Source organism: Pseudarthrobacter sp. 10T415 (genome assembly GCF_056394175.1).
Genome location: NZ_JBFTHJ010000094.1, coordinates 1 through 343 on the forward strand (window position 1 = coordinate 1; position 343 = coordinate 343).

The following is a 343-nucleotide window of genomic DNA, read 5'->3' on the forward strand; positions in this document are numbered from 1 at the left end:
GCCGGCCACACCGTCGCCGCAGCACCGGACCGGGTCAAAGCCAAAACGCAGGGCAACCCCCTCGCCGCCGGCCTCATCGCCTTCGGCGCAGGCATGCTGATCTCCTCGCTGATCCCCGCAAGTGAGAAGGAACGCCAGGCAGCAGACCAGCTCAAAACCGCCGCCGAACCCCTCACCACCGAACTCACCGACGCCGCCAAAGGCATGGTCCAGGACCTCAAAGAACCAGCCCAACAGGCCATGGACAACGTCAAAACCACCGCCACCGACGGCATCGAACACGTCAAAACCGACAGCCAAGACGCCGCCACCGACGTCAAAGACCGCGCCACCACCGCCAAAG

General features: G+C 65.0%; 1 pseudogene. It reads left to right on the forward strand.

Annotation, left to right across the window (positions count from 1 at the left end):
- A pseudogene (locus AC1DBN_RS21615) lies at positions 1 to 343 on the forward strand (DUF3618 domain-containing protein); the annotation flags it as partial.